Origin of the sequence: Actinobaculum sp. oral taxon 183 str. F0552 (genome assembly GCF_000466165.1) — a bacterium.
GTDB lineage: Bacteria > Actinomycetota > Actinomycetes > Actinomycetales > Actinomycetaceae > Peptidiphaga.
On sequence record NZ_KE951417.1, the window covers coordinates 50,415 to 63,142 of the forward strand.

At 71.1% G+C, this 12,728-nt stretch carries 10 protein-coding genes and 1 pseudogene; 6 read left to right on the forward strand and 5 right to left on the reverse strand.

All coding sequences use genetic code 11. From position 1 onward, the window contains the following. From HMPREF0043_RS11435 to HMPREF0043_RS03650, 4 genes and pseudogenes are all read left to right on the forward strand, one after another. Positions 1-316: pseudogene (locus HMPREF0043_RS11435) on the forward strand (diacylglycerol/lipid kinase family protein); the annotation flags it as partial. Further along, positions 313-2,901 carry a DEAD/DEAH box helicase gene (locus HMPREF0043_RS03640; RefSeq protein ID WP_021601520.1) on the forward strand — a complete coding sequence of 863 codons (2,589 nt, stop codon included), beginning with the start codon at positions 313-315 and terminating at the stop codon, positions 2,899-2,901. The pseudogene HMPREF0043_RS11435 and the gene HMPREF0043_RS03640, both read left to right, overlap by 4 nt. Before the next feature lie 71 nt (positions 2,902-2,972). Further along, positions 2,973-4,589 carry an apolipoprotein N-acyltransferase gene (lnt, locus tag HMPREF0043_RS03645; protein ID WP_198010275.1) on the forward strand — a complete coding sequence of 539 codons (1,617 nt, stop codon included), beginning with the start codon at positions 2,973-2,975 and terminating at the stop codon, positions 4,587-4,589. Further along, the gene (locus tag HMPREF0043_RS03650; protein WP_021601522.1) at positions 4,586-5,356 is read left to right on the forward strand and encodes a polyprenol monophosphomannose synthase; all 771 of its coding nucleotides are present in this window, start codon (positions 4,586-4,588) and stop codon (positions 5,354-5,356) included. Before lnt ends, HMPREF0043_RS03650 begins: the two co-directional genes overlap by 4 nt. A gap of 189 nt (positions 5,357-5,545) precedes the next feature. Here HMPREF0043_RS03650 and HMPREF0043_RS03655 read toward each other — a convergent pair whose 3' ends face one another. After that, positions 5,546-5,902 (reverse strand): RNA polymerase-binding protein RbpA, encoded by a 357-nt coding sequence (locus HMPREF0043_RS03655; RefSeq protein WP_021601523.1) that lies wholly within the window; start codon positions 5,900-5,902, stop codon positions 5,546-5,548. A gap of 299 nt (positions 5,903-6,201) precedes the next feature. On the opposite strand from HMPREF0043_RS03655, the gene HMPREF0043_RS03660 reads away from it, so the two are divergent. Then, positions 6,202-7,719, forward strand: coding sequence for an Hsp70 family protein (locus HMPREF0043_RS03660; RefSeq protein ID WP_021601525.1), 1,518 nt, complete (start codon positions 6,202-6,204; stop codon positions 7,717-7,719). A gap of 65 nt (positions 7,720-7,784) precedes the next feature. Continuing rightward, complete coding sequence (locus tag HMPREF0043_RS03665; protein WP_021601526.1) at positions 7,785-9,692, forward strand: solute carrier family 23 protein; 1,908 nt, start codon at positions 7,785-7,787, stop codon at positions 9,690-9,692. 195 nt (positions 9,693-9,887) lie between these two features. On the opposite strand, the gene HMPREF0043_RS03670 is transcribed toward HMPREF0043_RS03665, so the two are convergent. The 4 genes from HMPREF0043_RS03670 to HMPREF0043_RS03685 form a co-directional block, all read right to left on the reverse strand. Then, the gene (locus HMPREF0043_RS03670) at positions 9,888-10,415 is read right to left on the reverse strand and encodes a MerR family transcriptional regulator (protein WP_198010277.1); all 528 of its coding nucleotides are present in this window, start codon (positions 10,413-10,415) and stop codon (positions 9,888-9,890) included. A 164-nt stretch (positions 10,416-10,579) separates the two neighbouring features. After that, positions 10,580-11,344: a transcriptional regulator FtsR gene (gene ftsR, locus HMPREF0043_RS03675; protein WP_021601528.1), complete on the reverse strand. Its 765-nt coding sequence runs from the start codon at positions 11,342-11,344 to the stop codon at positions 10,580-10,582. Positions 11,345-11,358: 14 nt separating this feature from the next. Further along, on the reverse strand, positions 11,359-11,796 hold the full coding sequence (locus tag HMPREF0043_RS03680; RefSeq protein ID WP_021601529.1) for an FHA domain-containing protein: 438 nt from the start codon (positions 11,794-11,796) through the stop codon (positions 11,359-11,361). 209 nt (positions 11,797-12,005) lie between these two features. Then, a complete protein-coding gene (locus HMPREF0043_RS03685; RefSeq protein ID WP_156897500.1) occupies positions 12,006-12,701 on the reverse strand; it encodes a hypothetical protein in 696 nt (231 codons plus the stop codon). Between the last annotated feature and the right edge of the window lie 27 nt (positions 12,702-12,728).

Below are 12,728 nucleotides of genomic sequence, written 5' to 3' on the forward strand. Positions count from 1 at the left end.
GGCGGTGGCGAACACGAAGTACTTCGGCGGGGGGATGAACATCGCCCCGCCGGCCGATCCCGGCGACGGCCTGCTCGACGTCGTCGTGGCCAAGGACCTCTCCACCGTCCAGATCCTCGCGCTGCTGCCGCGTCTGTACTCGGGCGGGCACGTCGCCCACCCCAACGTGCACGTCCTGCGCGGCAGGCGCATCCGGATCTGCGACGTGCCGGGCCTCGGCGCGCCCGCCCCGATCGCCATGGCCGACGGCGAGGTCCTCGGGCCGCCGCCCGTGGACGTCCGATGCCTTCCCGGAGCACTGGAGCTGTTGGCATGAGCGCCCTGCTGGAGGACTTCGCCGACGGGTACGCCCAGCGCGGCATCCGCCTCGACGGCTTCCAGGTCGAGGCCTGCCGGGCGCTCCTGGCCGGCCGGGACGTCCTCGTGGCCGCCCCGACGGGCTCCGGCAAGACCGTCGTCGCCCACTTCGCCGTCGAACTCGCCCTGGCCGCGGGCCGCCGCTGCGTCTACACGGCGCCGATCAAGGCCCTGTCCAACCAGAAGTACGCGGAGCTGGCCGGACGCTACGGGGAGGAGACGGTCGGCCTGCTCACCGGCGACACCGCGGTCAACCGTGACGCCCCCGTCCTCGTCGTGACCACCGAGGTCGTGCGGAACATGCTGTTCGCCAACGCCCCCGAGATCGACGAGGTCGGCTGCGTCGTCCTCGACGAAGTCCACTACCTGGCCGACAGGGAGCGCGGCCCCGTCTGGGAGGAAGTCGTCCTCGCCCTTCCCGAGCCCGTCAGGCTCGTCAGCCTGTCGGCCACGATCGCCAACGTGGACGAGCTGGCCGCATGGATGGGCTCCGTCCACGGCCGGACCGAGGTCGTCACCAGCGAGGTCAGACCCGTCCCGCTCGTCCAGCACGTGTGCACGGGCCGCAGGCTCGTCGCACTCCACGGCCGGGGCTCGGAGCCGTCGAAGGCCCTGGTCTCGGCGCTGCAGGGCTTGGGAGGCGACCCTCGAGCCCGACTGGGGAACCGGGACCGGCGCCGGATCATCTCCCTCCTGGAGGAACGGGACATGCTGCCGGCGATCGAGTTCATCTTCTCCCGTAAAGGCTGCGACCAGGCCGTCTCCGCCCTCGTGCGCGGCGACGTGACGCTCACGAACCGCGACGAGCAGGCGGCGATCCGCCGGCGCCTGCGCGACCTCCGGGGTCGCCTGGGCGAATCCGACCTGCGGGCCATCGGCTTCCACGCCGTATCCGCGGCGCTGCTCCGCGGTTACGGCGCGCACCACGCAGGGATGCACCCGGCCCTGAAGGAGCTCGCCGAGACCCTCATGTCCGACGGCCTCCTGCGCATCGTCTACGCGACGGGAACCCTGGCTCTCGGCATCGACATGCCGGTGCGGTCGGTCGTCGTCGAATCCCTGCGCCGCTGGGACGGCGACGGGTTCGCCGACCTGACCGCGACCGAGTACACGCAGCTCATCGGCCGGGCGGGACGGCGAGGCAAAGACGACGTCGGGCACGCGGTCGTCGTCGGCACGGCCGAGACCGACCCCTACGAGCTGGCCGCGCTCGGATCCGGGAAGGTCGAGTCGCTCCTGTCGGCCTTCTTCCCCTCCTACAACACCGTCGTCAGCCTCCTCGCCGAACAGCCCTACTCCCGGGCCAGGGCCATGATGGGACGCAGCTTCGCCCAGTACCAGCGCAACGCCGACCTCGGCCGGATCGAGGCGAGACTGGCCCGCATACGCCGCAGGATCGCCCTGGAGGCCCGCGAGCTGCGATGCGACAGGGGCGACGTCGTCGAATACGTTCGGGCGCGCGCGGCCTCCGGCCGGGCCGCGAAGTCCTCGCGCAAAGAGGCCAAACGGGCCTACCGCGCCAGGATCGCCGACTCCTTCGCCGGGGCGCGCAACGGAGTCGTCTACGCGGTCAACCGGGAGGGCGAACTCGACTACGTCCTCGTGCTGTCGGGCGGCCGTGAACGGCTGCGCGTCCTCGACTGGTACGGCGAGGCCTCCTGGCTGCGCGAGGGGGACCTGCGCTCCGAGTTGCGCGAGGCCGCCTCGGTGCCGATCCCCCAGGGCCGGAGCCTGCGCGAGCGCCCGGTCCGCGAGGACCTCGCCGACGCGATCGCCCAGGCCGTCGAGGAGCGGACGGAACTGGGCGTCGACCGCGACCTCCTCGAACCGTGGTCCCGCTTCGCCGTCCGGGAGGACGACGCGCTGCTCGCCCACCCGTGCGCCTCCTGCCGGCACATCGGGGAGCACGTGCGGGCGGCCGAGACACTGCTCTCGCTGGACGCCCGCGAACGGGAGCTGACCGAGCTCGCCGAAGGCTGCACGGACTCCGTCGGGCGCGAATTCGACTCGACGGCCGGCGTGCTGCGGGATCTCGGGATCCTGCAGGGGGAGGGGGAGGCCACCCGCCTCGGCCCGGGTGCCGCCGCCTTGCGCGCCTTGCACGTCGAGAACGACCTCCTGGCCTACCGGTGCCTGACGGATCTGCGGGAGGGCGAGCTCGACGCCGCAGGGTTCGCGGGGTGGGCGTCGATGTTCCTCGGGGACGACCGGCTCGCGGGAGGCCTGCCGCACGGCAGGCTCGGCGCCCTGGCGCGCCGAGCCCTCGCCGACGCCGACTTCCTGCGCGACGTGGAGGCGCGGCACGGGCTGGACCGGACCCGCGAGCCGGTCACGCGATGCGTGGACGTCTTCTCGGAATGGGGCTCCGGCGCCGGCCTCGACGCGTGTCTGCGGGGCTCGCGCATGTCCGCGGGGGATTTCGTCAACGCAGCCCGGCGGCTCATCGACCTCCTCGGCCAGATGGCGGCCGCGGGGGAGGGAACCTGGATCGGGCCGCTCGCCCGCGAGGCCCGTACGAGGACGCGCCGGAAGGAGGTGATGTGATGCCCGCCTCCCAGACGCCTCCGGAACGGTCCTTTCGGACAGCCCCGCAGTGCGCGGACGCGCCCGGGCCGATGCCGGGTCATCCTGCCGGGACGGGGAGCCGCCCGGGCGGCGCGGCGGGATCCCTCCTGCGTGCGGCGCGGGCGTCCGCCCCCGCATTGGCGTCCGCGGTCTGCGGTCTGTGCCTGTACGCGTCCTTCGCACCCTTGCGATGGTGGTTCCTGGCTCCGGTCGGCGTCGCGGTCCTCGTCGCCGCCCTGAGGGGGCGCCGCCCTCGGGCGGCCTTCGGCACGGGCTTCCTGGCGGGCCTGGCGTTCTTCGGCCTTCTGGTCGACTGGGCCTCGGAGTCCACCGGCACGTGGGTCGCCCGAGCGGGCCTGGGAGCCGTTCTGGCCCTCTACACGGCGGCCATGGCGCTCGTCTGGCGCGGGCTGCTCGAGCCGTTCGGCGACCGGCCGCTGCTTCTGGCCCCGGCGCTGGCGACGGTGTGGGTCGCGGTCGAACAGCTCCGCGGCGCCTGGCCGCTGGGAGGCATGCCGTGGGGGACGCTGGCCTTCGGCCAGGTGGACGGGCCCCTGCTCCGCCTGGCCCCGTACGGATCCTCCCAGGCCGTGGGCTTCGCCGTCGTCGCCGCCGGGGTCCTCTTGGAGGCGGCCGTACGCGTGGCGCGCAGGGGCGGGAAAGCGTCGGCGATCGGCGCGTCGGCGTGCTGCCTGGCCGCGGCCGGCCTCGTCTTCGGGCCGCTCTTCCTTCCCCTCCCGCCGGTCTCCGCCGGAACCGGGACGGTCGCCGTCGGCTTCGTCCAGGGGCGCATCCCGGCCAAGAGCGAGGTGTCGGGCAGGCTCCGGGCGCTGACGGTCACCGAGAACCTCGCGGCCGCGACCCGCCGCCTGGAGGGCAGGGGCGCCGACCTCGTGCTGTGGCCCGAGTCGGCCTCCGACCTGGACGCGCACACGGATCCGGATGCCGGAGCCGTCGTCGAGGAGGCCTCCAGACGCCTGGGCGTCCCCCTGCTTCTGGGCACACAGCGCTATCCGGGGGACTATCGGTACAACGACTACATCGCGTGGCTGCCGGATCGCGGCCCGTCCGGTCGGTACACCAAGCAGCACCCCGTCCCCTTCGGGGAGTACATGCCCGCCCGCGGGTTCTTCCGCCTGTTCACGTCCGCGGTCGACCAGATCTACCTCGACATGCGCGCAGGCTCCGGCCCGGCCCTCCTCGACGTGAACGCCGACGGGCGCCGCCTTCGGGTGGCCGTTCCGATCTGCTTCGAGATCGGATACGAAGGCATCGTCAACGAGGCCGTGCGAAAAGGGGCGCAGTTCATCGCCGTCCCCACCAACAACGCCTCCTTCGGCCACTCCGCGGAGTCGCGCCAGCAATTCGACATGACCCGCTTCCTGTCGGCGGAGACGGGCAGGACCGCCATCCAAGTCTCGACGGTCGGCGTCTCGGGCGTCGCCGAACCGGACGGAAGGGTCCACCACATGACCGAGCCGTGGAGGCCCGAGGCGCGCCTGGCCCGCGTGGCCCTGCGATCCGGGACGACGCCCGCGACCCGGGTGCACGGGTACGCCACCGCCGCCTTCTATCTCGCTGGCGCGGCCCTCGGCGGGCTAGCATTGGCACAGGGTCTCAACCGCCCGGGAGGAAACGGCAAGCGCAGGGAGAAAGGTGGCCGATGAAGGTTCTCGTCGTCATTCCGACTTACAACGAGGTTCAAGCCCTCGAACCGATCGTGTCCAGGGTCCGCACGTCCGTTCCGGACGCGGACATCCTCGTCGTCGACGACGACTCGCCGGACGGGACGGGCGACCTGGCCGACCGGATCGCCGCAGACGACGGCACCGTCCACGTCCTGCACCGGGCGGGCAAGGAAGGGCTTGGCAAGGCCTACCTGGCGGCTTTCGACTGGGCGATGGGACGCGACTACACGCACGTCGTCCAGATGGACGCCGACGGCTCGCACCGGCCGGAGGAGCTTCCGCTTCTGCTCGAACGCGCGGGCATGAGCGACTATCCGGATCTGATCATCGGCTCGCGCTACGTGCGCGGGGGAGAGATGGTCGGCTGGCCCAAGTCCCGCGAGATCCTCTCGCGCGCCGGAAACTTCTACATCAAGGCGTGGCTGGGAATCCCCGCGTCCGACGTCACCGCCGGCTACCGGGTGTACCGCACCGGCTTCCTGCGCAGGATCGACTTCACGTCGGTGGAGTCCTCGGGGTACTTCTTCCAGACCGACATGACCGACAAAGTCCACCAGCTAGGCGGTTCGATCATCGAAATGCCGATCAACTTCGCCCAGCGGGAGGTGGGGGAGTCCAAGCTGTCGGCGAGCATCTTCGCGGAGTCCTTCTCCAGGGCCACAAAGATGGGCGTCAAGCGCCGCGCCAGGCAGGTCGCCGCCCTGGGGCGGTCGGCGGCCAACAGGCTCCGCCGGCGTCCGTCCTGAGGTCCCTGGGGCGCGCACGCCGTGCGAATGGTGTGCGAGGCCGCGATCGAGACAGACCGCAGGTCGGGAGGCCGCGGGCCGATGCGGCGAATCCGACCCGCTTACGTTATGTCAAAACGTGGGAGGGAGGCATGGGCGCCGCCGCTGCCGGGCGGAGTCGCCCGCCTCGTGGCCGCGCCATCGGCGCCGTCACGAGGAATGGCGGCGCATGCGCAGCTGGCCGGAGCGGAGGAGCGCGAGCCGCTCTTCGAGGAGCACCCGGAGCTCGGCCTCCGAACGGCGCTCCAGGAGCATGTCCCAATGCGTGCGCTGCGGTTTGAGGGGCTTCTTGTCGTCCGGTGCCGGAATGTTGCGCAGTTCGCCTTCGGCGCCGCAGCGGCATTCCCACGTCGAGGGAGGCTCGGCCTCGACGGCCATCGCCACGCCGAACTGGTGGCCGTTCGGGCACTCGTAGACGACCCGCTTGCGCTCGACGAAGGCCACGCCTTCGTCGGTCTCCAGTGAATTCGCGCCGATCTTCATGCCGCGCAACGAGCGCTCTGCCATGGGTGGTTCCTTTCGTCCGTTCCCGACCATTCTATTCGCCGGCCGGCCCGCAGCTCGACGGTCAGCCGGCGAACCGCGCACCGCCGAGTCGTGCGTTCGCCGCCGGAACGCCCAGCCCCTTCCGGATTATTCCGATAATGCACATTATGTCAATTCGCGCTTCCCGAATCCAGGCCGCCCGCTTCCCCGCATCCAGCCCGCCTTCGCCGGCGGTCCTTCGCCCTCCTGTTGTATCGCTCCCCATTCGTCATTCGACACCTTCAACCACTTCCGCCCGAAAGCGCGCTAGCCTATGAGGCATGAGACTGGGTGTGGACTTTGGGACGACGCGTACGACGGTGGCCGTGGTGGATCGTGGGAACTATCCGCTGTTCGCCTTCACCGACCAGGATGATGACGCTCACGAGTATCTGCCGTCGATTGCTGCGCTCGACGGCGGCGAACTGGTCTTCGGTTTCGAAGCGTCGCGTTTGGCCCTCTCCGGTGCCCCCCACATCCGCTCGTTCAAGCGGTCCCTGGCCGACCCCGACGTGACCGTCAGGAGCACCGTGCGCATCGGCGACCGCGAGATGCCCCTCATCGACCTGGTCACCGAATACCTCGCCTACGTCGGCGGGTCCGTGCTCGCCTCGCGCCCCGGCAAGGGCGAGGCGCTGGAGGCCGTCGTCGGGGTGCCCGCCCACGCCCACTCGGCGCAGCGCTTCCTGACTCTGGAGGCCTTCCGCAGGGCCGGATACGCCGTGACGGCGATGCTCAACGAGCCTTCGGCCGCCGGCTTCGAGTACACGCACCGCCACGCCAAGACCCTCAACTCCCGCCGGACGCGCGTCCTCGTCTACGACCTGGGCGGCGGTACCTTCGACGCCTCCCTCGTCGCCGTGGACGGCAAGAGCCACGAAGTTCTCGCCTCCCACGGCAACAACCGCCTGGGCGGGGACGACTTCGACGCCGTGCTCGCCGGATGCGCGGCGCAGATCGGCGGCACGTCCCGCGAGGGGCTCGGGCGGGTCGGCTGGCAGCGCCTGCTTGACGCCGCCCGCGTCGCCAAGGAGTCTCTGTACCCCCAGTCCCGGTTCGCCACCCTGGAGGTGGACGGGACGGCCATCGCCGTGCCCGTCCGCCGCTTCTACGAGGCCGTCGCCCCGCTCGTCGAGTCGACCTTCGACACCCTGGAGGCCCTCATGGAGCACGGCAGGGACGGCCGGGCGACGATCGCCCACGACGTGGCGGGACTCTACGTCGTGGGCGGCGGGTCCGAACTGCCGATCGTGGCCCGCATGCTGCGCAACCGCTACGGGCGGCGCGTCCACCGCTCCCCCTACACGGCCGGGTCCACGGCCATCGGGCTGGCGCTGGCCGCCGACCCAGAGGCCGGCTACTCCCTGGCCGACCAGCTCTCCCGGGGGGTCGGCGTCTTCCGCGAGGGCGAGTCGGGCACCCTCGTGACCTTCGACCCTCTCCTCTCCCCCGAGCTGCGGGTCTCCCCCGGCAAGGCCGTCTCCCTGACGCGCAGGTACCGGGCCGCCCACAACCTCGGGCGCTACCGCTTCGTCGAGTACACGCGCACCGAGGACGGCGTGCCGCGCGGAACCGTCGTGCCCTGCGGGCAGGTCTCCTTCCCCTTCGACCCGGCCCTGCGGGGCGCGGGCGTGGACCTGGACGGCGTGGACGTGCGCCGGACCGCCGAAGGAGCGCTCATCGAGGAGAACTACACCGTGGACGCCCACGGGATCGTCGAGGTCTCGATACGCGACCTCGACACCGGCTACGCCACCGCCCGCTCCCTCGGCGCCCGCGGGCTCGGTCGGGGCGAATGAGCCCACGGCGTCTCACGGACCGGACGGGCTGCCGCCGCGCGCCGGGTCTTTGAGATTCTGTCGGGGTGGCACGCCATCCCGTCGATCAGGTTCCGTCCGCTCCGAAGCTCGCGATCCTGTCCGTCCAGCACGTTCTGGCCTTCTACGCGGGAGCCGTCATCGTCCCGCTGCTCATCGCCCAGGGCCTCGGGCTGAGCACCGCCACGACGATCCACCTCGTCAACGCAGACCTGCTCACCTGCGGCATCGCCACGATCCTCCAGTCGGCCGGGCTGACGCGCTTCATCGGCGTGCGCCTGCCCATCATCCAGGGGGTGACGACCACGGCGGTCGCCCCCATCATCGCGATCGGCGCGGCCGCGCGGACCGGCGAGCCGGAATCCTCGCTTCCGGCGGTCTACGGGGCCGTCATCGTCTCGGGGCTGTTCACCTTCCTGGCCGCCCCCTACTTCGCGCGGCTCCTGCGCTTCTTCCCGCCCGTGGTCACCGGGACGGTCCTGCTCGTCATGGGCACGAGCCTCCTGGCGATCTCCGCCGACGACTTCGTGGGCCACGCCGCGGGACGGCCCGCCGCCGCCGACCTGGGCCTGGCGTTCGGCACGCTCGCGGCCATCGTGCTCATCCAGCGGCTTTTCACGGGGTTCCTGGCCACGATCGCCGTGCTCGTCGGCCTCGTCGGAGGCACGCTCGCCGCTCTGGCCGCTGGCGGCCTCTCGGCTGAGAAGGTCGACGCCTTCCACGGCGCCGCCGCCTTCGACGTGACCACTCCCCTGCACTTCGGCGCTCCCCGGTTCACGCTCCTGGGCTGCGCGTCGATGATCGTCGTCATGCTCATCACGATGGTCGAGACGACCGGAGACGTCTTCGCCACCGGCGAGATCGTCGGCAGGCGCATCGACGGGCGGGACGTCGCCGCGGCCATCAGGGCCGACGGAGCCTCGACCCTCCTTGGCGGGGTCATGAACTCCTTCCCGTACACGTGCTTCGCCCAGAACGTCGGGCTGGTCGGGATCACCCGCGTCAGGTCCCGCTGGGTGGCGACGGGCGCCGGCGCGGTCATGGTCGCGCTCGGGACGCTGCCGAAGGCCGGTGCCGTCGTCGCCACGATCCCTCCCCCGGTTCTCGGCGGCGCCTCGCTCGTCATGTTCGCGACGGTCTCGTGGGTGGGCCTTCAGACCATCGCCCGGGCCGACATGCGCGACAACCGCAACGCGATCATCGTGGCCGCGTCGCTCGGCCTGGCGATGCTCGTGACGTTCAAACCGGACCTGGCGAAGGCCTTCCCCGAGTGGGCGCGGATCCTCTTCGGCTCGGGCATGACCACCGGCGCCATCGCGGCGATCCTCTTGAACGTCCTCTTCTTCCACGTCGGCCGCCAGACCGGTTCGCGGATGGCCGCCGACGCCGGGGGCCGCAGCCTGACGGCCGACGAGGTCAACGGCATGGACGAGGATGCCTTCGTCTCGGCTTTCCGCGGCCTGGTCAACACGCAGACGTGGCCCCTCAGGCGGGCCTGGGCCCAGCGCCCCTTCGCCGACGCCTCCCGCCTGAGGGGCGCCTTCCAGGCGGCGGTCTTCTCCGGGACGCGCGAACAACGCTTGGCCCTGCTCTCCGACTACCCCGACATCGCCGAGCTCCTGCGGGCGGACGAGCCGACCGCGCAGCGCATCTCCAAGGACATCGGCTCGCTCGCCCTCGACTCGGCCACGCCCCGCCAGCTCGAACGGCTGGACCGGTTGAGCGCGGACTACCGGGAGAAGTTCGGCTGGCCCCTCGTCGCCTACCTCAGCCCCGTCGACACCCCCGAGCGGATCATCGAGAACTGCGGGCGGCGCCTGTGCCACACGCCCGAGCAGGAGGAGCTCGTCGCCCTCTCGGAGGTCGTGGACATCGCCGGCGACCGCCTCGGCATCCTCCTGGCCGAGGCCAACCCCGCGCGCACGGCATGGAAGTCCAAGCTCACGGGGGAATGACCGGCAGCCTCGCGAGGCGATTGCAGGGCCGCGGCCGCACGAGGGAAGAGGCCGGCATACGGAGAGCGGCTGACTCCGCGCCCGGCCCGCCGCCCGGCAGGCAAGCGTGCTCAGCTGGTCTGAACGGCCGATGCCGGGAATCGACGGCGCGTCACGGGGCGGCCCCGGCGATGGGCGCCGCGGGAGGGCGGGCCCTCACATGGTGGCGGTGCGCTTGGCGGCCCGGCGCTTGGCGAGCTCGTCCTCGACGCCGGCGCGCTCCTCCCCCTCGGCTCGCTCGGTGGGGAGCTGGCCGAGCGTCCCCTCGACTTCGCGCCACACGCGGCCGACGGCGATGCCGAAGACGCCCTGGCCGCCCTTGACGAGGTCGATCACTTCGTCGTCGGAAGTGCACTCGTAGACGGAAGCGCCGTCGGACATGAGGGTGATCTGGGCGAGGTCTTCGACCCCGTGGGTCTCCAGCTGCTTGACCGCCAGGCGGATCTGCTGGAGCGAGACGCCCGTGTCGAGGAGCCGCTTGACGATCTTGAGCACGAGGATGTCGCGGAAGGAGTAGAGGCGCTGGCTGCCCGAGCCGTGGGCCGTGCGGACGGTCGGCGAGATGAGACCGGTGCGATCCCAGTAGTCGAGCTGCCGGTACGTGATGCCCGCCGCGCGGCAGGCGATGGGCCCACGGTACCCGGTCTCGACGTCGAGATCCGGCAGCGGGTCGCCGAACAGCATCTGCTGCGCGCGCTGTTTGACGGCATTCTGAGCCATTGCGACCTCCATCTTTCTCCTACTTTCGTCGGACGGGCCCTTCGACAGGATCAACGATATAGCAGGATCTCCCCGGCGTCTCGATCCGGCGTGTCTAAACCTCAACTTGAAGTTGAGGAGTGGGTCACCTACCGGAGCTCGACCTCGATGTTCTCGGTGAGGAGGGCCCGGTACAGCTGCGCGATGACCGCCGAATTCTCGGTGGCCGTAGCGATGGCCCTCTCCCCCGCCGCCGACGACCTGCGCGCCCGCTCGCCCGCCAGAGAGTTCGAGACGAGCACCGCGTGGGCGTGAGCCGACGTGCGGATGCTGCGAACCTGACGGAGGTCGAAGCCGGCCGCCGTGAGCATCGAGGCGAACCGAACGATGTCGGGTGCCTGAGAGGTCAGTCTACCGCGTGCGTCGGTGGAGAGTATGCCCGCCGCGACCATGGATTCGATGTCGGCCACCGGCACTCCGGTCAGGCCCGACACCTCCGCCAGTTTCAGGCGCGTGCCCGGCTGCGGCCGGGGGGTCGACTCGTCGATGACGCGCATCCTGCCCGGGTGCGTCCCCTCGGGTTGCTCGCCCGCGTCCAGCTGGCGGAGCAGCTCGCGGATCTGCTCCAGCGGAAGGTAGCGGTCGCGCTGCTCGCGGAGGATGAACCGCAGCCGCTCGGCGTCGGCGTGTGAGAAAAGCCGCTGGTTCGACGTGGTGCGGTGCGGGTGGATGAGCTCGATCGACTCATAATGCCGGATCTTCGACAGCGTCAGAAGGGGGAACTCCTCGGCCAGGATCGAGCGGACCTCGCCGATCTTCAGGCAAGGGTCGTGGGAGACGTCATGCGGCCACGACCCCTCCGGCACCGCGCGGGGGGCCGGAACCGCTCTGCGGGCGGCGGTAGTAGTCGTCATGCAGAGTGCGCTCCCTAGGCGTGTGCCCCGTAGAAGGTCAGCCGGAACTTGCCGATCTGGACTTCGTCGCCGGTCTCAAGAACGTGGGAGTCGATCCGCTCCCGGTTGACGTACGTGCCGTTGAGCGAACCGGAGTCCCGGACGAAGAAGGTTCTGCCCTCGCGGATGAACTGCGCGTGCTTGCGCGAAACCGTGGCGTCGTCGAGGAAGATGTCCGAGCGCTGATGGCGGCCCGCGTTCGTGCGGTCCTCGTTGAGCAGGAACCGCGCGCCCGAATTGGGCCCCGAGAGGGCTATGAGCAGGGCCGATCCCTGCGGCAGGGAGTCGATGGCGTCCTGTTCCTCAGGCTTGAGACCCCGGCGTCTCGGGGCCGAATCGGTTCCGGCCGCCGTCGCGGCGAAGAGAGACGTCGACCGGGGATCGGCATCCTGTGGGTTGACCTGCTCAGCCATTCGCGTGTGCCTCCTTTTGTGCGCCCGATGCTTTAGATAACGATTTTACAACCCCGTAGGTCGCGATGTCATCACGCGATTCGCTCCGGGCCGATTCCCGATCCGCGCCGGGGCCTCGATCCCGCACGCGGGTTGATTCCGGAATCGCCGGTGTGGTAGGCGCTAGTGAGAGCCGCCGGCGCGGTGCGCCTCGGCGGGGACGGCGGGCTTCATCCCATGCCTCCCCAGTTGCCTCCGCGGCCGCCCCAGCTTCCTTCGGGCCAGTGCCACCGCGGCCTGTACCAGCCGCCTCCGCCGTCCCAGCGGCCGTGGCGATGCCAGTTCCGCCAGCGGGGCCAGTCGACTCTCGGCGGCTGCCACTGCGAATCGTCCCCGCCGTCATCGTCATCGTCGTCGTCGCCGGGCTCCTCCACCCCGGGGTTCTGGGGCTTGTGCGGTTGGGCCGCGCTGCCCGGATTATTGCCGGGATTCGCCGGAGGGGCCGCCTGGGGCGGAGCCGGCTGAGGCTTGGGCTGCTGCGGCTGGGGCGTCGCCTGCGCCCCGGCCGAGGGCGACGGAGCGGGCGTGGCCCTCCGGCTCGGAGTGGCGGCCGCGTGCTTCGGCCTGGCGGACGGAGTCTGCGTGGGAGCGGGGGCCGGAGCGCTCGTCTGCGGCGCCGGGGACGGCGAGGCCGGAGCGGGCTGCGGCGTCGGCGACGGTGACGCAGGTGCGGATGTGGCGGAAGGTTCAGGAGTCGGGCGCGTGACCTCGGGAGAGGAATCCTGCCTGCCGGGCTGCTGGCACTGGGCCAGGGTGAACCCGATGCCGAGCCCCAGCGCCAGCGACAGCGCGAAAGCGGTTCGCGGGTTGCCCTTGAAAGGCGTCGCATTGGGCGTGCTCGCCGCCATGCCCCCTCCATCACTCATACCCCGATATTACAAGGTTTTAGTATC